Source organism: Fluviispira multicolorata (assembly GCF_009208585.1).
Lineage (GTDB): Bacteria > Bdellovibrionota_B > Oligoflexia > Silvanigrellales > Silvanigrellaceae > Silvanigrella > Silvanigrella multicolorata.
The window spans coordinates 791,002-815,074 of the sequence record NZ_WFLN01000004.1; the positions used below are offsets into that span (position 1 = coordinate 791,002).

Genomic DNA, 24,073 nt, shown 5'->3' on the forward strand with positions numbered 1-24,073 from the left:
GAATAATAAGCTGTATTTTAGAAGGAGAGATCTTTTGTTACAAACTGAAATCAAATATCTTAATGATGAACTTATAAATCAAATAAAAGCGGGAGAAGTTGTTGAGCGCCCATATAATGTTGTTAAAGAACTTGTAGAAAATGCTATTGATGCTGGTTCTAAACATATTTATATTGAGTTGCTCGATGGCGGTAAACAATTAATTCGTATTACGGACAATGGCTTTGGTATGTCTAAAAACAATCTTTCTCTTGCTCTAGAAAGACATGCAACGAGTAAAATTAGACTGTTTAAAGATTTAAATACTTTAACAAGCTTTGGTTTTCGAGGAGAAGCTCTACCAAGTATTGCTTCTGTTTCCCAGTTCTCAATTAAATCAAGAGCAACTGAACAAGAGTTAGGGAACGAAATTATTTTAAATTGTGGTAAAAAAATCTCTGAAAAAGAGGTTTCAACTCCATTTGGCACTACAGTTCAAGTGAAAGATCTTTTTTCAGGGGTACCGGTAAGACTTAAATTTTTAAAATCAACCGCAACAGAGTTTTCTCATATTCATGACTTTTTAACCGCTGTTTCGTTAGCATTTCATAATATTTCATTTCGACTTTCTCATAATGGAAGAGAAATTTTTTATTATAAAGAAAAAAAATCCTCTAAAGATCGATTTACCGAAATCTTTAACTTTAACAACAATGATTATACAGAAATAAATTTTACGAGAGGTTCCTTTAAATTAACAGGCTTTGTTGGCCTTCCCCATACGGCAAGATCAACTCCCAGCCATTTTATAACGTTTGTAAATGGCCGCTACGTTAAAGATAAAATTGTGCGCTCAGGTATTATTCAAGCCTACCAAGGTTTACTCTTAAAAGGTATGATAGCCCCTGCCATTGTATTTGTTGAGGTCGATCCATCCTGGGTAGATGTAAACGCACATCCATCAAAAGTTGAAGTCAGATTTTACGACAATGCAGTTATTCAAGATCTAATCTGTATGGGAATTCAGGATAGAGTAAAAGAAGTTATCCATAACAAAACCAATCACCTAATTACAAAAAACATCCCAAAAACAGAAATATTAGATGAGTTAAAAAGCACGGTATTTAAAGAAAATTTAAAGTCACCTGAAAAATCAATTGAACTAAAAAATGAATATATCAAACAAGAATCTTTAAAAATTTTTAATACATCCGAAAAAAATATTTATCCAAGACAAAGTCAATTCAACCTTAATAAAGAATTTTCTGCTTCTCAAAAAGGCAGCTATGTTGGAAAATTAAAAATGGATGATAATGCTTTTGAAAAAAAGACTTTCATCAATGAGATTTCCCAAGAAAAAAGTAAATTAACCAACGAAAATGTTTTTGAAAAAAGTAATCTTGTAAAAGAAATTTTTCAGGAGGAAACAAAATTTAAAGAAACACTTAATAATGCAAAATTATTTCAAGAAATTAAAACTTCAATATTTGATAAAGCAAATTATTTAGGTCAATTTGCAAACTGCTTTTTATTACTTGAAATTTGCAAAGAGCTTTGGATTATTGATCAACACGCATTCCATGAAAGAATTCTATTTGAAGAATTAATTCACTCGTACAAAAAAAATGTAACAGCAAAGCAACAACTTTTAGCTCCTCTTATTATACCTTCAACCCAAATTATCACTGATATTATCATTGAAGAAAAAGAGAAAGTTAAGAATTTAGGTTTTGATATTGAAGCATTAAAAAATGGACATATAGCCATACATTCTTACCCTAGTTTTATAAATCATCAGAAAATTCCTGAAATATTTGATGAAATTATTGCAAGGATTATTTCATTCAATGGTATTCCACAAACTGAAATTCACCCACTCATTGATAAAGCAAAAAAAGCGAATAGCGAATTAAATGAACTTAATTTACAAGCACAGACATTGGAAAGTGAAAAAGTTTATCATCTTTTATTTGCAACTATGGCATGTCATAGTGCCATTCGTGCAGGCGACCCTTTAAACGAAGAACTGGTTAAAAGACTTCTTGCACGTGCAAAAGATGTAGATTTTTATGCCCATTGCCCGCATGGACGACCTGTAATTAGAAAATTCTCTGAAAAGGATATTTCCTCGTGGTTTCAACGAACTTAAACTCCCAACATCATTTATTTGCATTTATTTTTATTGGTCCCACCGCAAGCGGAAAATCGGGATTAGCGCATTCATTAGTAGAACAATTTCAAAAAGAATCTATAACCTGTGAAATTGTAAACCTAGATGCATTTCAAATTTATAAAGAACTTTCTGCGGGCACTGCAAAACCAACGGAAAATGAGAAAAATAAATATAATTATCACTGCATTGATCTCATAAATATCCATGAAAATATGGATGCAAATACATTCGCAAAAAAAGTAACAGAGTGTTGTCAAGAAATTATTGCCAGAGGAAATATCCCATTTTGTGTAGGTGGAAGTGGTCTCTATTTAAGATCTTTTCTGCATGGCCTCGACAACTTCCCTGCTCGTGATGACGAATTTAGAAAACATTTAAGAAGTCTTGCAGAAGTAAATGGATGGCCATGGTGCCACAAATGGCTCAGCGATGTTGATCCCATTCGGGCGCAAGAACTCCATCCAAACGATAAAACTCGGATTGAACGGGCATTAGAAATTTACACATTATCAGGAACACCTATGAGTGTTCTTCGCTCCAAAACAGGTCAATTAAATGAGCAAGAAACTTTATTTCCTTGTTACGTAATTCATATGGAACCCAATGACGAAATTCTGAAAGAGAGAATTAAACAAAGGATTCCAATATTATTTAATCAAGGATGGCTTAAAGAAGTTCAACAACTTTACAAGAAATATTCGATTAAATTAAATACATTTCATGGGTTTCAAGCCATTGGCTATAAAGAAGTTTTAAATTATATAATCAATTCAGAAAATCAAACAGAATTAGCAAATAAAAATTTAAATATCAGCGAATTACAAGAGAGAATTTCTACTCTCACATGGCAATATGCAAAGAGACAAGGCACTTGGAATGCAAAAGAGAAAAAAGATTTCGTCATAACTTCTCTAAATGATTCAGAGTGCAATAGACTCTTTTCCGAGATTTTAGATAAAATTAAGAAATTTCGTTCCATTCAAATAAATTAAGTTACATTAGCTCCTTGATAGAACTGAAAAAAGAGATTACCATATCTTCGTATGGTAATCTCTTTTTTCTTAAATTCAAGAGGCTTTCAATGCTCGAGCTAACAAATGCACAACGTAAAGTAATAGAATTTATTTTAAATCATTTGGATGCGACAGGGACACCTCCAACTATTCGAGAAATAGCTAATTACTTTCAATGGAAATCTGTGGGCAGCGCTCAAGATGTCATTGCAGCTCTGCGTAAAAAAGGTTTGTTACTTTCTCCCATGCCCGGAAAATCTCGACAGCTCGTCCCTTCCGCAGCAGTGCTTGATGGATTATTTACTCAAAATTTGGCCGATAATATTTCAAGCAAAAAACCTAAAATCTCACATAGCAAAAGAAAATATTTTGATAAACTAAATAATTCAAGTGTTTTACCTGGATTTGAAGATCTTTTGAGAGTTCCCATGCTTGGAATTGTACAAGCAGGCGACCCACATGAAGCCATTGAAAATGCGGGAGAATTCATTACTTTTCCAAGTGTTGCTCGCAATTCATTGCGAGGCGGTAAAGTCTTTGCTTTAAATATTGAGGGTTACAGTATGCTCAATGTGGGTTTTCTACCTAAAGATATTATTTTAGTTGAAACAATCAATACAGCCCAAGATCGTGATATTGTAGTTGCTTCTCTAAATAACGGAGAAGTTACAGTCAAAAGATTCGCTCAAAAGGGTTCAGCACTCTATAAACTCGCTCTAAAAAATTTACAAAATAAAAACCCCCTCCCTCCAGCTCTTTTAGTACCAGAAAATCCAGATTTTGAGTCCATTCCCTTTGGCCTTGAAGAGTCTGATAAACTTATTGGAATTGTTCGATCTCTATACCGAAAATCAGTTTTCTGAGCCTTATTTTAAAAGTTTTAAATTCTTACTTGCCATTGTATTGAAAAATATATAAGCTTGTTGCTGTCATCGTACATGATAATGTTATGCTGGTCATAAACATTTCTCATATAAAATGAGTGACTCAAGCAATCGATACGGAGCAGAGCAATGCAAACGAAAATAAGATCTAAAGTAATTCAGCGAAATACTCAGCTTTCTTCACCTTTATCATCTTCTTGCACGACTTCTTATTTTACCTATCGATTTTATTTCTTCTTTTAAAAATTCCTTTTTCTAAAAATTAAATATATTTTTTAATTTACATATTTTTGTATTCAAACTACATTTTGTGGAGTTAACTTTCATGAGTAAAAAAATCCTTGCTCTTCTTTTAGGTTTGGTCGCTGTATTAGCAGCTGTTATTTTATTAAAAAGAAATAAACCGTCCACTGATCACATTACTATTGGAATTTTACAAACAGCATCTTTTCCTCCCCTTGATGAATCTAAACAAGGATTCATTTCTGAAATTAAAAAAGAATTAGGCGATAAAGTAATTATTATTGAACAAAATGCTCAAGGCTCAATGACTCAAGCCCAAGCAATTGCATCAAGTTTTAAAGCAAATAAAAGCATTTCTGGCTTCTATGCTATTGCCACTCCTGCTGTTCAGGCTCTTAAATCTGAAATTAAAACAAGACCTATCGCCTTTGCTGCCGTTACAGATCCCATTGGATTACATCTTAGAGAAGAGGGCTTAAATATCACGGGTGCCACTGACAAGGCAGATATTGAAAAACAAATTTCTATTTTAAAAATACTTTTACCCAACGTTAAAAAAGTTGCGCTTTTATATAACCCAGGAGAAACCAACTCTGTTATTCTAGTTAAACAAATGAAAATTGCTCTCGAAAAATATGGAATCACATACCAAGATAACGGTGCAAATAGCCAAGCAGATGTTGCTGCTGCCGCTCAACATGCTGTACAAAATGCACAGGCCGTTCTCATCCCTACTGACAATACGATTGCTTCTGCATTTCCAATCGTGAGACAAATTGCTGATAAAGCAAATATTCCTGTTATAACAACTTGGACGGGCGAAAGCGAAGGACCTCTCATGCAATTTGGAGTAAATTATGAAAACTCTGGCGTCCAAGCTGCACAGTTGATGAAAAAAATGCTCGTCGATGGAATTAAACCTATGGACCTTCCCATTGTTGCTCCCACAAGCAGCATTATTATCAGTAAAAAAGCTCTTGAAAAATATGGACTCGAAATTCCTGACTCTCTAAAAGACAGTGTTTCTTTAATGTGATTTTATTTGTTAAGTTAGGATAAATGTACATGCTTTCGTTTTTGCCTGTTGTCGTCGGAATTCTTGAACGTGGTTTTATTGGTGCTTTTATTGTCATGGCCATTTATCTTGCTTCACGTGTCATGAAGTTTGATGACTTTAGTATTGAAGGTACTTTCGGACTCGGCGGCGCTGTTGTCGCTTGGTCCCTTTTACACAATACAAACCCTTGGCTCGCTTTACTCCTCGGCTGTATTGCTGGAGGAATTTCTGGCTGCATCACAGGTCTCCTTCACACAAAACTTGGGTTAAATAAATTAATCGCTGGAATTGTTGTCACCACAATGCTTTTCTCCGTTAGCATTAATATCGGGGGTGCAAATGTCGCTCTCGGAAACGCTCCCACTGTCTTCTCCGCTTTGCACAATTCCTCTTTTGCTTCTCTCATTTTATTAGCCTCAATGGCTCTTGCTGTCGCATTTATCTTTATTTGGTACATGAAAACGGAAAGTGGATTTATTTTAAAATCAACAGGTATAAATGAACAATTTGTTACTTCTTTAGGAAAAAGTGTTCCTTTATACATCACTCTCTCTTTAATTATGGCAAATGCTCTCAGCGCTCTCGCAGGAGGTATTTTTGTTCAATACAGTGGATTCTTTTCTGCTTTTGGAAATGTCGGTATTTTAATTGCAGCTCTCGCAGGATGCATGATCGCTGAACTTATCGCAATCAATATGTTTATCATGGCTTTATTCGGCTCCATTATTTATCAATTGATCATTGCTATCACCATCGAACTACAAGTTGAACCCTCTTGGCAAAAACTAATAACAGGACTCCTTATTGTTGTTATTCTAGTTGTCAAAAAATTAGAAAATAAAAAAATTAAAGGATCTGTCGCAGCATGATTAATTTAGAAAATGTTAATGTCGAATTCGGTGAGTTTAAAGCTCTACATAATATCAATTGCTCTATCAATGCAAAAGACTTTATTCTTATTCTCGGACACAATGGTGCAGGAAAAAGCACTCTACTCGATGTTATCTCCGGAAGACTCACTCCCTCAAGCGGGAAAATACTTCGCAATAATGAAGATATTTCTCTACTCTCCGAAGCTAAAAGAGCTCGATTTATCAGTCGTGTTTTTCAAAACACGAATATGGGCTCAGTGGCTACAATGACTGTTGCTGAAAACTTAGCTATGGCTACATTAAAATGCAAAACTGCTGGATTTAACTTTGCTATTAAAAATTTCCCGCAACAAATTGTCGAAGAAACACTCAAACCTCTCGGTCTCAGACTCGAAGAATTATTAAACACCCCTATCGGTAAACTCTCAGGCGGACAAAGACAAATCATCACAATTATTATGGCTACCCTTTGTGAACCTGATATCCTTTTACTCGACGAACCCACTGCAGCTCTCGACCCCGTTTCTACTGAAAACCTTCTTCAATTCGTCCATAACTTTACTAAAAATAGAAATATGGCCACCATGATGATCACACACGCTGAACAACAAGCTAAATTCCTTGCAAATAGAACTTGGGTTCTACAAAAAGGTCTTTTGAACACAGGTTTATCATAATATGAGCCTAAATCTATTTCTTTTTTTTAAAAATTCCTTTAGGTTAGTGACTAAATTTTTTTGTATTTCGACTACATTTTATGGAGTTAGCTTTCATGAGTAAAAAAATCCTTGCTCTTCTTTTAGGCTTAATCGCCATTTTAGCCGCAATTGTTTTATTAAAAAGAAATAAACCATCTGCAGATCACATTACTATCGGAATTCTACAAACAGCATCTTTTCCTGCTTTAGATGATTCTATGCAAGGTTTTATTTCTGAAATTAAAAAAGAATTGGGCGATAAAGTAATTATTATTGAACAAAATGCTCAAGGCTCTATAATGCAAGCTCAAGCAATTGCATCAAGTTTTAAAGCAAATAAAAGCATCTCTGGCTTCTATGCTATTGCCACTCCTGCTGTTCAGGCTCTTAAATCTGAAATTAAAACAAGACCTATCACCTTTGCTGCCGTTACAGATCCCATTGGATTACATCTTAGAGAAGAGGGCTCAAATATCACGGGTGCCACTGACATGGCAGATATTGAAAAACAAATTTCTATTTTAAAAATACTTTTACCCAATGTTAAAAAAGTTGCGCTTTTATATAACCCAGGAGAAACCAACTCTGTTATTCTAGTTAAACAAATGAAAATTGCTCTCGAAAAATATGGAATCACATACCAAGATAACGGTGCAAATAGCCAAGCAGATGTTGCTGCTGCCGCTCAACATGCTGTACAAAATGCACAGGCCGTTCTCATCCCTACTGACAATACTATTGCTTCTGCATTTCCAATCGTGAGACAAATTGCTGATAAAGCAAATATTCCAATTATAGCAACAGGAACAGCAGAAAAAGAAGGACCTCTCATGCAATTTGGTGTGGATTATTTTCAATCTGGCGTCCAAGCTGCACAGTTGATGAAAAAAATGCTCGTCGATGGAATTAAACCTATGGACCTTCCCATTGTTGCTCCCACAAGCAGCATTATTATCAGTAAAAAAGCTCTTGAAAAATATGGACTCGAAATTCCTGACTCTCTAAAAGACAGTGTTTCTTTAATGTGATTTTATTTGTTAAGTTAGGATAAATGTACATGCTTTCGTTTTTGCCTGTTGTCGTCGGAATTCTTGAACGTGGTTTTATTGGTGCTTTTATTGTCATGGCCATTTATCTTGCTTCACGTGTCATGAAGTTTGATGACTTTAGTATTGAAGGAACTTTTGGTCTCGGCGGCGCTGTTGTCGCTTGGTCCCTTTTACACAATACAAACCCTTGGCTCGCTTTACTCCTCGGCTGTATTGCTGGAGGAATTTCTGGCTGCATCACAGGTCTCCTTCACACAAAACTTGGGTTAAATAAATTAATCGCTGGAATTGTTGTCACCACAATGCTTTTCTCCGTTAGCATTAATATCGGAGGTGCAAATGTCGCTCTCGGAAACGCTCCCACTGTCTTCTCCGCTTTGCACAATTCCTCTTTTGCTTCTCTCATTTTATTAGCCTCAATGGCTCTTGCTGTCGCATTTATCTTTATTTGGTACATGAAAACGGAAAGTGGATTTATTTTAAAATCAACAGGTATAAATGAACAATTTGTTACTTCTTTAGGAAAAAGTGTTCCTTTATACATCACTCTCTCTTTAATTATGGCAAATGCTCTCAGCGCTCTCGCAGGAGGTATTTTTGTTCAATACAGTGGATTCTTTTCTGCATTTGGAAATGTCGGTATTTTAATTGCAGCTCTCGCAGGATGCATGATCGCTGAACTTATCGCAATCAATATGTTTATCATGGCTTTATTCGGCTCCATTATTTATCAATTGATCATTGCTATCACCATCGAACTACAAGTTGAACCCTCTTGGCAAAAACTAATAACAGGACTCCTTATTGTTGTTATTCTAGTTGTCAAAAAATTAGAAAATAAAAAAATTAAAGGATCTGTCGCAGCATGATTAATTTAGAAAATGTTAATGTCGAATTCGGTGAGTTTAAAGCTCTACATAATATCAATTGCTCTATCAATGCAAAAGACTTTATTCTTATTCTCGGACACAATGGTGCAGGAAAAAGCACTCTACTCGATGTTATCTCCGGAAGACTCACTCCCTCAAGCGGGAAAATACTTCGCAATAATGTAGATATTTCTCTACTCTCCGAAGCTAAAAGAGCTCGATTTATCAGTCGTGTTTTTCAAAACACGAATATGGGCTCAGTGGCTACAATGACTGTTGCTGAAAACTTAGCTATGGCTACATTAAAATGTAAAACTGCTGGATTTAACTTTGCTATTAAAAATTTCCCGCAACAAATTGTCGAAGAAACACTCAAACCTCTCGGTCTCAGACTCGAAGAATTATTAAACACCCCTATCGGTAAACTCTCAGGCGGACAAAGACAAATCATCACAATTATTATGGCTACCCTTTGTGAACCTGATATCCTTTTACTCGACGAACCCACTGCAGCTCTCGACCCCGTTTCTACTGAAAACCTTCTTCAATTCGTCCATAACTTTACTAAAAATAGAAATATGGCCACCATGATGATCACACACGCTGAACAACAAGCTAAATTCCTTGCAAATAGAACTTGGGTTCTACAAAAAGGAAAATTGGAATCAAATTAAAAAAATTCTTTCTATGTATTAAAATATTGTTTGCCCATATTCAAACGCCACTCGTAATAATATTCTTGTTAAATTAACGACCGCTGTTTAAAAACATAATAGTATTTAATTTAAATATTATTTTTCATTTTCATGCAGCATAATTTTCTTTCTTATACTATAAAAAATTTTTTCTAAAGAATTTCATTTTTAAAAATATTTAATTTATTGATATCAAATAAACTTATTTAAAATATAATTTTGTTCCATAATCAGTCGATTGGCAATCCGAATTATTTGCTTTAATATCATATCTATCCATTTGTCCAGGACCATAAGGAGCAACGATAAATATGCAAGAAACTCTCCCTTTACTTAGCATCGGATTTGGTTGAGGATCATTCCTGACTCCCATAAAGGCATAAGTTGAATTAAAACCTTTTGCCATATTGACAACCATACCTAATTTTTTCAATTCATTTGCTTGTAAACTTAATTTTTGATTGATATCGATTGGCTGACAATTTGCATCCACAAATGAAATATTATTTTCATAAAGACGTGAGAGCTGAACAAACCACTCTGATTGTGAATCATTTTTAAGTGAATACCAGACATGGACTTTTGGCTGACAGCTTGGATTCTGCGCAAAAGCACTCATTGAAAATAATGCAGAACTCAATAACAATAAACTTTTTTTCATTATAGGCTCCTTACAAATTGAAATAATATTGAGAATGATTATTAATATCAATAAATAAATCTGTCAAGGAATTTAAAATAAAAAATTGCATAAGTCTTTAATATAATTGCTTATTATTTCATTAAACAAATTAATAAGCAATTATATTTTTTTATTAAATATTAAAATTTAAATATATATTTTAAATTGAAATTCTTTATAAATAAGGAAACTTTTCTTGGATATAACCTTTAGCGTGATTTATTCCTTGCATAGCTTCTGCAGTTCCAGTTCCAATTAATTTCATTTTACCTGGATAAGTAACTATATCTCCAGCAGCATAAATACCAGGAATAGAAGTTTGACGATTGTGATCAACAATTATTGAATTGCCCTCCATTGCAATTCCCCACTGTTGAACAACTTCTAAATTAAAAAGGAGTCCAACAGCAATTATAACTTCATCAATCTCGACTTTTGTTACTTCACCTGTTTTTGTATTTTTAATCATTGCACTAGTGAGATGATTTTCATTTCCTTCTATAGCAGCAAGCTCAGAAAACGTTCTAATTTCTGCATCAGATGCATACAATTTTTTAGTGGTTTCTTCGTGTGCATTAAAGCGATCTGAGCGATGCAATACATAAAGATCTTTACAATCATTTACAATTGTTAAAGCTAGATCGAGGGCACTGTCTCCCCCACCTACAACAGCCACTCTTTTATTTCTAAATGTTTCAAGAGAGTGCACGCCATAGTGAACCCCCTTTCCTTCAAATTCACGCAAATTTTGAATATCAAGTCGACGTGGAATATGAGCACCCATGCCTAAACACAAAATTGCAGTTTTTGAATGCATCACTGTTCCCTTACGGGTTTCAATACACAAAATATTATTTCTATTTTTACGAATAAGCACAACTTCTTCATTTAAACTGTTTGGAATATTATATGGAGCTGTTTGTTCCACTAAATTTTTATATAATTCTTTTCCACGAATTGCTGGAATACCAGTCATATCGTATACCCATTTTTCTGGATAAATAGCTGTTAACTGCCCGCCGAGTTCATGCCGTCTGTCAACAAGACGTACAGACATATCACGCAATCCAGCATAATAAGCACCAAATAATCCTACTGGGCCACCACCGATAATTATGGTGTCATAACAATCTAAAAGTCCGGCATTCACAACGATTCCTCCTCAAACACAATAACCATTTTCATCTCTCTAATTTCTCATTCTTGGTTTAAAACCAGCTTCTTCGAGCTTTTCAAGAAGAGAATATTGATGCTCCGAGTTACGAGTCTCTAATGAGAGTTCCACATCAACATCGCCCACACTCACTTCGCTATAAGTCCGATCGTGGATAAGATCGAGAACATTTCCTTCAAGCGCTGAAACACACTCTAAAAGTCTCTTCAATCCTCCAGGTCGATCGCTCACACACACACTCACCCGTAAAACTCGGCCTGTGATATTTAAACCTCGTGTTACGACTCGAGTCAGGAGTTGGGGATCTATATTTCCACCACTCACGCATGCAATAACTCGTTTCCCTTTATAAAAATCAGGACGCTTAAGAATGTCTGCCACAGCTGCGGCTCCAGCACCTTCGGAAAGAATTCGTTCTTGTTCACAGAGTCCAAGAATCGCCTTCACGATAGAGTCATCGGACACAGTGCTTAAATTCTCAACAAAGCGCGTCATATAATTATAATTTAAATTGCCTATCATCCCGACTGCAATCCCATCCGCAATTGTTGCATGGGGGGCTATTGAACTTGCAGTTTGACTTTTATATTTAAAACTTTTTATAGCAGAGTCATAATATTCTTGTTCTATTCCAACAATATTTGCACTTGTCAAAGCTTTTAGAACCAATGCAGCCCCAGCCGCTAAACCACCTCCACCTACGCTGCAGGTGAAGAAATCAAGTTCGCCAAAAGGTGTTTTAGATAAGTCAGATAATTGTAAAAGAGCCTCGTAAGCGCAGGTTGCTTGTCCAATAATAATATCGTAATTATTAAAAGCATGAATAAAGTGTGCATTTTCTTTTTCTGAAAATGCGAGGGCTGCCTCAAAAGCTTCCTCTAAATTATTACCAATAAGGTAAATTTTGGCACCCAATTTTTCAGTTGCATCTCTTTTTACGAGAGGAGCAAATTTTGGTAAAAAAATATGTGCTTCACATCCTAAATTTTTTGCCGCAAAGGCAACTCCTTGAGCATGATTTCCGGCAGAAGCAGCGCATACATTTATAATTTTTGAATTGTTACTTTGATTATTTTTTATAATGTTAGAAACCGCATTTAAAGCGCCCCGAACCTTAAAAGATCCATTTGGATTTAAAGATTCAAGTTTAAGCCAAACTTCACCACCCGTGATTTCGCTTAACCAATCTGATTTACGTAAAGGACTTGGTTGCATATACTTACAAATAATATTTTTATGAGCATCACGAATTTCTTCAATAACCTCACTTGGATTTTCAAACTTTTTGCCCTCAACAAAATTCAAACGCTTTAAAAGCTCAGGATTCATTGGCTTTCACCTTTCTTAGTCCTAACATGAAAAGACAAAATAGAAATCTATTTTGTAAAATTGCCCATTTCATAAATTCTCTGTTATCATAATATTTGTAGGAGAGATAATAAATTTGTCTTTAAGCCAAAGAAAAAAACAAAGACAAGAGGAAAAATGAATTTTGAAAATATTTGCAGCGTTTTTCCCAGTGAAGAGAAATATTGGCCCTGCCAACATCCTTCTCGCGCACTTCCTTTTTATATTAGAGCTCATTTACGTAATTTATTTGGCGGTGTTTTTTCAGCAAACGATCTCAATAAAAGAAATTTACCCTCTCGTTTAGGTATCACTATAAAGCCCTTTGAAAAAGGTGATCCTATTTCATCCATATCTAAAAATCATTTTATTAAAACACAAAATTTATTAACTCGTGTTGACTACGGTCATGGTAGACAGCGTGTTGTTGTTCTTTTTCATTGTTATGAAAACATGCTTTATCATTCAGAAAAAACAACAATAAATAAGGGACAATTGGCTATAGGCATTACTGCAATTCTTGAAGAAGCACATAGAAGTCTTGCGCATTCTTATGACATATTTGCGGTCAAAGAAAAAGATCTTTTTGCCGGAGCACTCTTACATAATAAAAGTTTACGTGTTGCAGATCATATTTATATCGTAACAGATCTTTTATATGATTCCACTGAACCATTTGCAGCTGCTGAAAATTCATTAAAACTCATAAATTATTTACATCTTAAACAGTGTGTTTTTTTTATCACTCGAGATCCTCTGGAGTACCCAATTATCAATAATGATAGTTCTCAAATTGAAGAACTTATTCCATGGGAAAACAAAGATATATCAAAAAATTCACACTATTTTAGTGGAAATACCTATCAAATTAATTCACAAAATCAAATTAAATACTTTCAAGACAAAGCATTAGAAAGTAAAAGTATTGTTAATGTTGTTAGTCCACACGATAATTTAAGCAATTTTATTCAGTTTATTATAAAAAATAATCTTAGGAATAAATAAGTATGTTTCTTATTTTATTATCATCTTGTGTTTCATTAATAACTCTTTTAATTCTTTTCTTTAGAGTAAAGAACTCAAAAAAAAGAACTATTCCATCTTGGTTTTTAGGAAAAAAAAATAAAATAATTATTAATAATAATATCATATTTAAAAAACCACCGTTTATCCCTTTTATTCTAATACTAATAGTAACCACATGTTTTGCCTATCTTTATCACCCAAAAGAGTCACCTAAAAGTTCCGATCTACAAAGCAGCTCAAGTTTAATTTGGCTTGATCCATCTTTTTCTTCAAAAATTTCGAGATCAGCAGACAATTTTGATGCTAATGAAGAAGCAGAAAAAATACTATCGTTTGGTTTTAACAATTTCGGACTTGAAACTAATTTCATAATTAAAAATGGTATACCAGAAGTTAATTACAAAATTATTTCCTTAAAATCTAAAACAGACATTAAAGATTTTTTAGAAAAAGAAAACAACAAACCAACCTCACCTTTTCATCAATCCATTCACACTGAAAAAATCAATAAGCTTTTAAAAGAAAGTCCATTCTTTTCTGAACACAAAAGCAGAATTATTATTCTTTCAGACGGAAAATTTGAAAGTTTACAAGGAGTGTTATCATTAAAAAAATTCTTTAATTTTGGCTCTCTTAAAAAATCGTCACCTTTCCAAATGAGCAAAGAAAATGAAATTGAAATCATCCCTAAAGAATTGTCTTTATTATGGAATGAACAGAGTGAGAGCAGTGGACAATTTATAGAATTCAACTCCAAGTTATCAAATATTCCTGAAGAAGCTCGCCCACATTTTTTTATAAATACAATTCATTCAGGTGATAACGCATATAAATTTTTGACCTCTAAAAAAACAAAAAATGAACTCCCATTATTTATTGTTTGTACCGATCGCTTTCCTGGCACTATTGAACTTGACCCGTTTTCTAGTTTAAGAAGTCTCGTAAATTTCTTTAACAATGAATTTATTGAAAAAAGCTGTATTGATAATCAACTCGAAAATATTGAGACAAGCAATGCTTGGAAATTTCGCAATCCAGCATTATGGGTTGTTCCTTTAACAGAGCAAATTATTTCATTGATGAATAATGATTTTAAATTTTGGACGCCAATAGGATTTGATTCGAATTATGACACACTTATTTATGTAGGAAGTGCAAATTTAAATAATGAGACTTTTGAGATTAAGAAATCCCCTGTTCAACTCGACACTGGCACCTATCCCATTCCCATTTATTTATTGCCCCCTCCTCCTTCAGCAGAAATAGGTCATAAAATTTATGGAGAAAATTTAGAGTATAAAGGAAAATTCAAAACCTTTTTTAATGCGCCTGATGGCACGCCCTTAGCTTGGAAAACCTCTTCTCTTCCATTTTTTTATCTACGGACAACCACTGCGACCCCCAATGGAGAACTTGGTCGATCACGTAGGTGGACAGATTTTTGGTTTGAAGTTGCCCGTACTGTTAAAAAATCAAATTTAGCATTTACGAAAATGACGCTCGATGATGTAAATAAATTACAGGATAGTTTTGAGGAAGCAGGTATAAGTAACATAAATAAATTTTCAGAAATACTCGATCTTAAAACGCTAAATTTTAAGATTTCTGATAACTTTACATCAGGTCTTTATAAAATAGAAAATGGAAAGAATTGGATTTTAGTAAATACAGTAGAAAACGAATCTAATCAAATTTATATGACTCCTGAAGAATTCTCTCAAAAATTTTCAGGAGTTACATCTATAGTTAAAGATAAGAAAGAGCAGAAAAACACATCGCAATTATTAAATATGAGTATTGCCATTCTTTGCACAATCCTTTTATTTTGGCTATGGAAAAAACCTATAAAATCATCACTTTTTTTCATAATATTCTTCATTAGTTTTTCTACAATGAATAAAATATGGGCTGAAAATTTTGAGGAAAGAGAGCAAAATAGTTTTTCTATGCCAATGTTTTATAATGGAAAAATGCCAGTCCATAATGTAGATCCAGAAAATATTCCATTTAAAATCGCATGGTGCGCAAAAGATATTCCAAAAAATGTTGAAGAAAATTATGCAAAATTTAGAAATGTTCTTATCCGGAGAGGAACAATAAATCTGCCTAAAAATCTAAAAGCAGACAGTTGTAAATCAGGAGAAGCAGAAATATGGTGGACCGATAATCTATCAATTCTTTCCAGAAAAAGCTTGATAGAACATATATCTAACGGAGGAATTTTTATTATTGAAGGAGCAAAAAGTTTTCCACCTATGCTCTCTGAACTGACTGATTTAGGAACTGGAATAGATTGGGAATCACCACCAAAACGTGGAATGTTTTATAGAAGTTTTTACCTATTACAAACATTAAATGGATGTCTCAATGATTCAACGAAAGTTCTTATGCTCAAAAAAAAGATTAATGCGCAGGCTCCATTTGCCCTCATAACAGATGCTCGTTTTTTTTCCTCGGGGGAAGATTGTTTTAAGAATAACTCTGATTATAAGATCAGAAGTTTTATTAATATTATGTATTCATTTTTGACTACAGATTATAAAGAAGATCAACTTCAGCTACCTGAAATTCTAAATAGAATTCGTAATCTTGGGTTAGAACCATGAAAAAAAAAGCAATATATGTAATTCGCCTTATCATTATTCTCTTTCTATTTTTACCAGTTCTATTACCATTTATAAATCAAAAAGAAAATAATTTATCTCAATTACAATTACAGATATTAATTCCTGCTGACATCAATTTAAAATACGAACAAAAGAACAATTTAAAAAAATTGATGACAGATTATTTTTCACCTGATATTGATATTCACTACAATTCATATGGAAAAAAAAATAATACTCCTATTCAAGATTACGAAGATTTATTACAACTCATCGATAAGTCTCGAGGACAAATTATTATTATATCAGATGCTATTCTTTTTGGAGAAAATTCTTTACGCTTTAATAAAAAATTGAAAGAATCATCCGCTTTTAAAGAAAAAAGAATCTTTTTCTTACCTCTTGAAAAAGTGGTTCAACGAGAAAAAAGAGATGAAGAGTATATTGTAATATCTGATATTTTTATACCAAAAATTAGTTTCTTAGGAGAAGAAAGCATTGCCACAGTTTCATTAATTGGAAAGGCAAAATCCAATAGCAAATTTAAAATTGAAGTCACTTTGCACACTGGTAATTCTTTTTTAAATTCAAAAACTGTAGAGTTGATCGTTCCTGAAAATTCACTCATAAGACAATCAGTGGATATACCAATTAATTTTGCAAAAACGGGCACCCAAGTTATTACAGCGGATATAAATTCAACATTCGCACATGCTCCGCTAAATTCAGCAAGCACTTCAGTACAAGTTGTATATTCAAAAACAACTGTTTTACATATTAGTGTAGGTCCTGACTGGAGTTTAAGAAGCATCCGACAAAAATTAAAATTTTGGCCAAATCTTGATTTGCTGAGCTACTATATATTAAGAGAAATTAATAGCGATCAAAGTATTCCAAGCTCTCAACTCTCACTAATCGAATTTCCTGCAGAAAAATTATTTGGCAATGAACTACAAAATTTTCATGGAATAGTCGCACAAAATTTTTTATTTGATACTTATTTAGGAGAAAAAGAATCAGAAAACCTAGTAAATTATGTTTATAATGGGGGTCGTTTACTTATTCAAGCTGGTCCCTTAACTTTTTTAAGTGAAAATCAATCCATAAAATCTTTGTTTCCTTGTGAAAATGAACCAAAATGGGATATGGTAAATACTTATCACTGGACAACAAATGAAACAGATTTTATAAGCAATTCCAGTTTTTCAAAGGGTCTTGAACATATTGTCACTCATGCCACAGCATTACAATGTAAACCTAAAAAAGAAGCGGTTGTTTTAGCAAAAACAGCAGAAGGAAACCATCCTATCTTACTTGCTATGCCAGCACAAAAAGGAATTGTTTTAAGCTTTCTTGCAGGTGATTGGCTAAATGGATATACACAGGAAAGTTTAAATAAAAGCAATGAAAATACTTTAAGAATGCGCAATGCAGATAGCAGCGAAGCTATTTTTAATTGGATGATTGAATTCTTGCAGAGACGACAAGACAGTGGAATCCGCGCACCAGATATTTTAGGGCCTAGACTTTATGCTCAAGAAAAATTTATTGATATTCGCAATCGAGGAGGAATTCAGCTGGGTAAACCTGTTTCTTTATCAACAAGTAATAATAAATCAATCAAAGGTATTCCTTTTAATTTAAAAAAACTAGAAAAAGAAATGATCGAATTCTCCTCACCTTTAAGTTCAATTATAAGTTTACAAAATTCAAATAAAGGGTCGAGCACAATTATAGAACTTGCGCTGGGCCAAATAAATGCAGACAAAAGTATATTAAAATTTGGTAATTGGCCTGTTTTTCCACAAACTGCAAAAGAAATGGAAAAAAATGAAAATCCATTTCTATTTGAAAATATACCTTTACTTACAAAAGCAGAAGAAGCCACTAAAGAGAACACAACAATTGTCGAAAAAACCCCGCTTTTAAATGCTTTTCCTTGGCTTTTAGCATTGGCACTTGCTTTGTTATGTTTTGAACAATTTTTGACACGCATCCTTTGGAAAGAAGAGATATAAATTTATATATGTTATTAGTAAAATTCTTGAAAATTTAAGCAAAGGTGAAAACGATGGCTGAAGACACTCCAAAGCGCAAAGAACCTCGATATGGCACAGCTATTGTTGTCGATGTGCAAATGACAAAATGGAATCCCTTAAAAAAGGTAAAAGCCATATTGCTTGATTTATCTTGGCATGGATTTAAAATTGAATTTGTAAAAAAAGTGCAATTAAAAAATGGCAATCCCCTTCACCTTAAAATTCCTATAGAACAATTTCAAATTGACAGCGCAAAGTTTTTAAATCTAAAAGTGATCGTAAAATGGTTTGATGAAGAATTACAAAGAACCGGAGGAGTGTATATCCATCCTAAAGGCGAAAATGGTATGACTCTCGAAAAACTCATTCAAAAGCTTGCAAAATTGAAACAAACAGAAGATGAATTAAATCAAGGAAGCGAAACAAACCTTTCTCATGACAAAGAAAAAGCTTCCTAATTGGGAGACTTTTGAATGTCATTTTTTAGTTCTTGTAAGAATTTTATTATCGAAATCAACTATCAATTCAGCAAACCTTCTGTGGATGCATCCGTCTTTCAAGTCTATGATTTCTCACAGTGGAAGCTGCAATCAGACTCCGTAACAACAAAAAATTTATTAGAAGCAAATATTGATTGGCTTAAAAAAGCGCGAGCTGAAAGCATCCATCCTTTTGGAGTGATCGTAAGTTCTCCGAAAGAAATCGAATTGGCAGCAAAATATGCTCATTTTATATATATTCCTGGAGAATTATGTAGACAGAGCGATATCCTAGAAGCAGCATCTCAGACAAAATTACCGCTTATTGTAGAACGTGGATGTTTTTTAGCGCCTATTGATGTTATACGAGTCCTTGAAAAGTTAAAAGATGCTGATGTTGCCCTGGTCGATTGTGGCACAGCAAATGGCTATTCTGACACTCTTTTAGACCCTCGTGTGCTCTTTCTTATCAAAAAAACGGGTAAAAAATTCGGGCTCCATTTAAGTGATCTCCTTGCTCCAGAAGGAATATCCTATACCCATAGACCCAACTGGTTGTCAGACTCTTCTTTTATAGAAGCTTTTGTTGCGACAGGACAAGCTTTGGGAGCTTCATTTTATGTTATAAAATCTTATGGTAAAGCTGCAATTTCTACTGAAATTGCCCTTAAATACACTTCAGGAAAATTATAATGTCATTAAATAAAAACTTATTTCCAGGCAATTGGGATGGAAATATCACACATGAAATTCGGCTGTCCAGAAAAAAACCTGTTATTATGGCTGGCCCTTGTATGTTTGAAAATCGTGAAATTGGCTTTCAAGTTGGCTCATTTCTTAAAAAAAAGTGTGAACAACTCAATTTACCTTTTGTCTTTAAAAGCAGTTACGACAAAGCAAATAGAACAAGCGCAAACAGTGTCCGTGGTCCTGGGGTCAAGCAAGGGCTTGAGTGGCTCAAAGAACTCCGCCAAGAATTAAATGTCCCTATTTTAACGGATGTTCATTCAACAGAGCAAGCACTCGAAGCCGGTAATATTGTAGATATTATACAAATTCCAGCATTCCTTTGTAAACAAAGAGAATTGCTTGTAGCTGCAGCATCCACAGGTAAAGTAGTGCAGATTAAAAAAGGACAGTGGGCAACTCCAGAAGAAATGCTTGAAATTGCAAGATTCTTAGAAAAGTGCGGAAATTCCAAAATCACCTTGGTCGAAAGAGGATCGTGTTTTGGCTATAACAATTTAGTGGTCGACTTCAGAAATCTTGTTGAAATGCACAAAGACGGACATGCCGTCATTTTTGATGCCACTCATTCCGTCCAACTGCCTGGGGCTGGCTGCGGAAAATCTTCTGGATTGCGACACATGGTTCACCCACTTGTTCGTGCTGCTGTCGCTGTAGGTGTTGACGGAATATTCATGGAGGTTCATCCAAACCCAGAAAAAGCTCTTTCCGATGCCGACACTCAATTGCATATGCAGACTGCAGAAATTATTCTAGAAGATATCGCACAAATATTATTCTAGAAGATATCGCACAAATGCTTAATAATTAAATTTTCTAGAGTTTATTTTAATTTATCTAAAATTTTTACCATTGCTATTTATTTGCCCTTGACAGTAGCTTTTAAGTGAACTCAGTGAACCCAAATTTGAAGAAATAAGCCCCTTATTATGAAGTGCTTTTTCAATGGAGTAGGATAACCAACAGTGTGCATAGCTCGTCGGATGGGGTGAATTATAAAACAATGAAAATTGATTTAAAGAATCATCTGCAAGCGTACATGAATTATTTAGCATAAACTGATTAGCTTCTTCATTTGTTTTTGTGAAAATAGCATTAAAGTATCCTCCTACATAACAAAAATCTTGAACATAATTTGAATTAGAACCAGGGATTAGATATTTTGAATTCATTTTTTTAAATCCATAATCAAAATCAGATTTATCAAGAATACTTTTGTCGTTCAGTAAATCTGAAAAGTCTTCATTAATATCAAGCAATGTAACATCAGCCTTTTGGGTAAGCGATTTTTGCAACTCTGCAATTGAGGCTTGCAATAAATCATTATGTCTTTTTGTTAGTTCACTTAATCGCTGCGATAATTCAGCTTTATTTTTATTATCATCAGAATATTTTTTATACTCTGAAGTTAAAACAATGGGCGACTTGCCTAAATCTGGTAAATTCAAAACTAAAAAATGCTTTCCACCTTTTTCATAGATAAGCTTTATTTGCTCAATTATATTTTTAATTGTTACTTTATAAGCGTGATTAATCCCTCCTGGATGCTCTGGATCATCAAGAAATGGTTTTGTTAAATTTTTATTTTCAAATTTTTCAATATAATCATTGGCTCCAATCCAAATTATAAAAAGAGTTTCGTCTGGTTTAGCTAAAGTTTTATTAGTTGTATTATATGAATCTGTTGTTAAATACTTACTTAAATAGGTATTAATATAATCTTTAGAATTACCTGTCACTAAATTTCTTGCCATACCTTTTAAAACATCAGGAATTGTACTTGCATAATACTCGTTTTTTCCATCCGTTTTAGCTCCACCATATGAAAAATTAAGAATTGGAATTTCTGATCTACGAGATAAGTAATCCACCCAAATAAGTCCATCTGAAAAGCGGCCAAACCAAAATGGAAAATAGGGCATAACTTTTGTCCATCTCTTTAAATTACCCGTATCAGATAAACTGTCTCCAAATAAAACGATCTGCTTTATTTTAGATTGATTTTCATTTCCTTTTTCAAATTGAATAGGATATTCAAAACCAGCTAAATCAGAGACAGAAGCTTTAAAATCGAGTAAAGTATAACTTTCTTTTGCGGGCCAAAGAATAGAACCACTTTCGATTGCAAAATTACATTTTTCAACAACATCATTATAAGTTAAACTTTCTTCTACAAAAAATCCATCTACAATTTTACCACTAAGTTTTGTATATTTGGAATAATTTGATTTTGAATCCTTTGCCCAATAGTAATTTAAACTAGGGCCATATTTTTGAACCATTAATTCAGGATTTTTACTTGAAAGTGAAACATCAGAATCAGAATAATAACAAGAAATAAAATAATCTTTAGATTGTGCGTAAGAAGAAATGAAAAGACTTGATGCGAGCACACAAGAAACTTTTGCAAATACAGATGACATTCGTGTCATATGACCTCCAAACTTTGATTAGTTTAACAATTTAATTATTTCTTATTTATATTAAAACTTTTGGCTAGTCAATTTGTTTTATGTATTTGCAGTATTTGTAATATTTTATAATTATGTGTAATTAAATTTAAGTGAAAATTCAAATTTTAATTTACATATTCGAAGAAAAACAATCTAATTCATATAAAAATAAGATTAAATGAACTCACCAAAAATAAGGTTAATTAATATTTTTTTTAATTTAATGATTACCTTAAATCAATATTGTTGTATTGTCGTTTTTAATTTTTATTTTGTCGATTGGAAGAAATATATTTTAATATGCTTTGTCATTTTATTGACGAAAAGTTAATTCCTGACAAAAAAATGACACATATAATAAAAAGAAGAAATTTTTATTGATGAGTGATGCGCTTTAAAAAAGACTGCAAACGTTCTGTCTTTGGCGCAGCAAACATTTTTTTTGTATCACCTTGCTCGACAATATAACCATTTTCAAGAAACATAGTTCTTTGTGAAACTTTTTGCGCAAAATAGAGTTCATGAGTCACAACGATCATAGTCATTCCTGTGGCTGCAATATCAACTAAGATATCCACAACCTCGTCAACAAGTTCAGGATCAAGCGCACTTGTCGGCTCATCACACAATAAAATTTTTGGATTGATAGCAAGAGCGCGCGCAATGGCAACACGTTGCTGTTGCCCGCCAGAGAGCCCTTTTGGAAACTTATCCATATGATTTGCTAAACCCACTCTGGCCAAAAGATCTTTAGCCATTTTATAGGATTCATCTTTTGATTTTCCAAGAACAAGATTTGGCCCAAGTGCCACATTTTCAATTGCTGTCATATGTGGAAACAATTCAAATCTTTGAAAAATCATGCCCGTATTACGACGGATCATATGCAAAGATTTTTTTGAATTACGGTAATTGATTCCACAAACCTCAACATCACCTGAAGTTATAGTTTCGAGAGCATTGATAGTGCGAAGACATGTGCTCTTTCCACTCCCTGATGGACCAATTAAAGCAACAACTTCACCTTGCTTGACTTCAAAATTAATACCTTTAAGAACATGATGTTCTGTCTTAGGAGTGCGAAATATCTTATTAACTTCTTTAAGGCTGACAACTACTTCTTGTGACATATTAAATAAATTCCAATTTACTGTTTGAGACTTACACTTAATCTTTTTTCAAGGTAACGACCAAAAGAGCTCACAAGAGTATTAACAACAAAATACAAAAGTGCAATAAAAAACCAAGTTTCAAAGCTACGGAATGTAACTGTCACTGCATTTTGTGCTTCTTTCGTTAACTCTGGAATAGCAACTACGGACAATAAAGAACTGTCCTTAATTAATGAAACAAATTGACCTACAAGTGGTGGCAACATATTTCTGAGTGCCTGTGGAGCTATAACTTTGCGTGCAATTTGTAATGGACTTAAGCCTAATGCTTTTGCAGCATCAATCTGTCCTTTTTCAAAATTTGCTAAAGTGCCTCTAAAAATTTCTGCAACATAAGCTGAGCAAAAGAGACTCATTGTTAAGACGCCAGCGACACTTCCCGATAAATTAAAAGCAGTTCCAACAATGAAATAGGCTACATAAAGTTGAACTAAGACTGGTGTATTTCTAAAAATATCGACATATATAAGAGCAGCTGTTTTTGACACTTTCTCATTTGTAGTCAATAAAATTCCAAATATAATTCCTAATATTGAGCCGAAAAGAATGCCCTCGAAACTCATTTTAATTGTAATCCATAGACCTTGTAAGAAGAGACCGGGGCCTCCTCCATCACTAGATGGCAACCAAATATAAGGTCCTAAAACCGAAAAATCCCACTGGTAATCAAGGTGGTAAAAGCTTCGCACTATTATAAATGCGATAATCCCAATGACAAAAAAAGACAAAAAAGAGTAATATATAGAGAGTTTTTTATCTGGCATCGTATTTCTTATTTCCAAAATAAGGATGTTTCAAAGAGTTTTCATACACAAG

21 protein-coding genes are annotated in these 24,073 nt (G+C 33.5%); 15 read left to right on the forward strand and 6 right to left on the reverse strand.

What is annotated here, in order from left to right:
• The first annotated feature begins 34 nt into the window (after positions 1-34).
• From mutL to GCL57_RS03380, 9 genes are all read left to right on the forward strand, one after another.
• Positions 35-2,128, forward strand: a complete 2,094-nt coding sequence (gene mutL / locus GCL57_RS03340; protein WP_152211840.1) for a DNA mismatch repair endonuclease MutL — start codon at positions 35-37, stop codon at positions 2,126-2,128.
• Complete coding sequence (gene miaA, locus GCL57_RS03345; RefSeq protein ID WP_152211841.1) at positions 2,110-3,144, forward strand: tRNA (adenosine(37)-N6)-dimethylallyltransferase MiaA; 1,035 nt, start codon at positions 2,110-2,112, stop codon at positions 3,142-3,144. The genes mutL and miaA overlap by 19 nt, the downstream gene beginning before the upstream one ends.
• An 89-nt stretch (positions 3,145-3,233) precedes the next feature.
• A complete protein-coding gene (gene lexA / locus GCL57_RS03350; protein ID WP_152211842.1) occupies positions 3,234-4,028 on the forward strand; it encodes a transcriptional repressor LexA in 795 nt (264 codons plus the stop codon).
• A 346-nt stretch (positions 4,029-4,374) separates the two neighbouring features.
• A complete protein-coding gene (locus GCL57_RS03355; RefSeq protein WP_152211843.1) occupies positions 4,375-5,328 on the forward strand; it encodes an ABC transporter substrate-binding protein in 954 nt (317 codons plus the stop codon).
• A gap of 29 nt (positions 5,329-5,357) precedes the next feature.
• A complete protein-coding gene (locus GCL57_RS03360; protein ID WP_161597575.1) occupies positions 5,358-6,218 on the forward strand; it encodes an ABC transporter permease in 861 nt (286 codons plus the stop codon).
• Positions 6,215-6,898 (forward strand): ATP-binding cassette domain-containing protein, encoded by a 684-nt coding sequence (locus GCL57_RS03365; protein WP_152211845.1) that lies wholly within the window; start codon positions 6,215-6,217, stop codon positions 6,896-6,898. Before GCL57_RS03360 ends, GCL57_RS03365 begins: the two co-directional genes overlap by 4 nt.
• 95 nt (positions 6,899-6,993) lie before the next feature.
• The gene (locus GCL57_RS03370; protein ID WP_161597576.1) at positions 6,994-7,947 is read left to right on the forward strand and encodes an ABC transporter substrate-binding protein; all 954 of its coding nucleotides are present in this window, start codon (positions 6,994-6,996) and stop codon (positions 7,945-7,947) included.
• A 29-nt stretch (positions 7,948-7,976) separates the two neighbouring features.
• Positions 7,977-8,837, forward strand: a complete 861-nt coding sequence (locus GCL57_RS03375; protein WP_161597575.1) for an ABC transporter permease — start codon at positions 7,977-7,979, stop codon at positions 8,835-8,837.
• Positions 8,834-9,511, forward strand: coding sequence for an ATP-binding cassette domain-containing protein (locus GCL57_RS03380; protein WP_152211847.1), 678 nt, complete (start codon positions 8,834-8,836; stop codon positions 9,509-9,511). The genes GCL57_RS03375 and GCL57_RS03380 overlap by 4 nt, the downstream gene beginning before the upstream one ends.
• A gap of 223 nt (positions 9,512-9,734) precedes the next feature.
• Here GCL57_RS03380 and GCL57_RS03385 read toward each other — a convergent pair whose 3' ends face one another.
• From GCL57_RS03385 to GCL57_RS03395, 3 genes are all read right to left on the reverse strand, one after another.
• On the reverse strand, positions 9,735-10,193 hold the full coding sequence (locus GCL57_RS03385; RefSeq protein WP_152211848.1) for a hypothetical protein: 459 nt from the start codon (positions 10,191-10,193) through the stop codon (positions 9,735-9,737).
• Positions 10,194-10,389: 196 nt separating this feature from the next.
• Entirely contained in the window at positions 10,390-11,364 is a 975-nt protein-coding gene (locus GCL57_RS03390) for an NAD(P)/FAD-dependent oxidoreductase (RefSeq protein WP_161597577.1), read from the reverse strand.
• Positions 11,365-11,403: 39 nt separating this feature from the next.
• Positions 11,404-12,717, reverse strand: a complete 1,314-nt coding sequence (locus GCL57_RS03395; protein WP_152211850.1) for a pyridoxal-phosphate dependent enzyme — start codon at positions 12,715-12,717, stop codon at positions 11,404-11,406.
• Positions 12,718-12,873: 156 nt separating this feature from the next.
• Here GCL57_RS03395 and GCL57_RS03400 point away from each other — a divergent pair, with 156 nt between their 5' ends.
• Genes GCL57_RS03400 through kdsA form a run of 6 tightly spaced genes read left to right on the forward strand, consistent with a single transcriptional unit; the run spans position 12,874 to position 20,414 of the window.
• Positions 12,874-13,740 carry a hypothetical protein gene (locus GCL57_RS03400; protein WP_152211851.1) on the forward strand — a complete coding sequence of 289 codons (867 nt, stop codon included), beginning with the start codon at positions 12,874-12,876 and terminating at the stop codon, positions 13,738-13,740.
• Between the two features lie 2 nt (positions 13,741-13,742).
• A complete protein-coding gene (locus tag GCL57_RS03405) occupies positions 13,743-16,367 on the forward strand; it encodes a hypothetical protein (RefSeq protein WP_152211852.1) in 2,625 nt (874 codons plus the stop codon).
• Positions 16,364-18,385 carry a hypothetical protein gene (locus GCL57_RS03410; protein ID WP_152211853.1) on the forward strand — a complete coding sequence of 674 codons (2,022 nt, stop codon included), beginning with the start codon at positions 16,364-16,366 and terminating at the stop codon, positions 18,383-18,385. The genes GCL57_RS03405 and GCL57_RS03410 overlap by 4 nt, the downstream gene beginning before the upstream one ends.
• A 53-nt stretch (positions 18,386-18,438) precedes the next feature.
• Positions 18,439-18,864, forward strand: coding sequence for a PilZ domain-containing protein (locus tag GCL57_RS03415; RefSeq protein ID WP_152211854.1), 426 nt, complete (start codon positions 18,439-18,441; stop codon positions 18,862-18,864).
• Positions 18,865-18,879: 15 nt separating this feature from the next.
• A complete protein-coding gene (locus GCL57_RS03420; RefSeq protein ID WP_152211855.1) occupies positions 18,880-19,578 on the forward strand; it encodes a DAHP synthetase I family protein in 699 nt (232 codons plus the stop codon).
• Complete coding sequence (gene kdsA, locus GCL57_RS03425) at positions 19,578-20,414, forward strand: 3-deoxy-8-phosphooctulonate synthase (RefSeq protein ID WP_152211856.1); 837 nt, start codon at positions 19,578-19,580, stop codon at positions 20,412-20,414. Before GCL57_RS03420 ends, kdsA begins: the two co-directional genes overlap by 1 nt.
• Before the next feature lie 51 nt (positions 20,415-20,465).
• Here kdsA and GCL57_RS03430 read toward each other — a convergent pair whose 3' ends face one another.
• The 3 genes from GCL57_RS03430 to GCL57_RS03440 all read right to left on the reverse strand — a co-directional run bounded on the left by GCL57_RS03430 (position 20,466) and on the right by GCL57_RS03440 (position 24,021).
• Positions 20,466-22,064 carry an SGNH/GDSL hydrolase family protein gene (locus GCL57_RS03430; protein ID WP_152211857.1) on the reverse strand — a complete coding sequence of 533 codons (1,599 nt, stop codon included), beginning with the start codon at positions 22,062-22,064 and terminating at the stop codon, positions 20,466-20,468.
• Between the two features lie 395 nt (positions 22,065-22,459).
• Positions 22,460-23,215, reverse strand: coding sequence for an amino acid ABC transporter ATP-binding protein (locus GCL57_RS03435; protein WP_152211858.1), 756 nt, complete (start codon positions 23,213-23,215; stop codon positions 22,460-22,462).
• A 17-nt stretch (positions 23,216-23,232) separates the two neighbouring features.
• Positions 23,233-24,021, reverse strand: a complete 789-nt coding sequence (locus GCL57_RS03440; RefSeq protein ID WP_152211859.1) for an amino acid ABC transporter permease — start codon at positions 24,019-24,021, stop codon at positions 23,233-23,235.
• Positions 24,022-24,073: the final 52 nt, after the last annotated feature.